Raw genomic sequence first — 310 nt, 5'->3', positions numbered from 1 at the left:
GCTTTAATGAAATTCATCGTGTCTACAATGGCAAGACCTGCTGACACCGATCCTCCTGGCGTATTAACATAGAGGTAAATATCCTTTGTAGGATCTTGGGCATCAAGGAAAAGCAATTGTGCAATAATCGAATTAGCCATGTTGTCCTCAACTGGTCCTGTCAACATGATAATGCGATCCTTGAGCAAACGGGAATAAATATCATACGAGCGCTCACCACGGCTAGTTTGTTCAATAACTACTGGAATCATAAAATTACTCCTTTTCGAGATTTTCTGTACCCATTATATATGAATAGTCAAAATTGGTC

At 39.4% G+C, this 310-nt stretch carries 1 pseudogene; it reads right to left on the bottom strand.

What is annotated here, in order from left to right:
• Nucleotides 1–251, bottom strand: a pseudogene (gene clpP / locus C1E99_RS13915) (ATP-dependent Clp protease proteolytic subunit ClpP); the annotation flags it as partial.
• Nucleotides 252–310: the final 59 nt, after the last annotated feature.

Source organism: Streptococcus suis, from assembly GCF_002964045.1.
Taxonomy (GTDB): domain Bacteria; phylum Bacillota; class Bacilli; order Lactobacillales; family Streptococcaceae; genus Streptococcus; species Streptococcus suis_U.
This window is presented reverse-complemented; position numbering and strand designations above follow the sequence as displayed.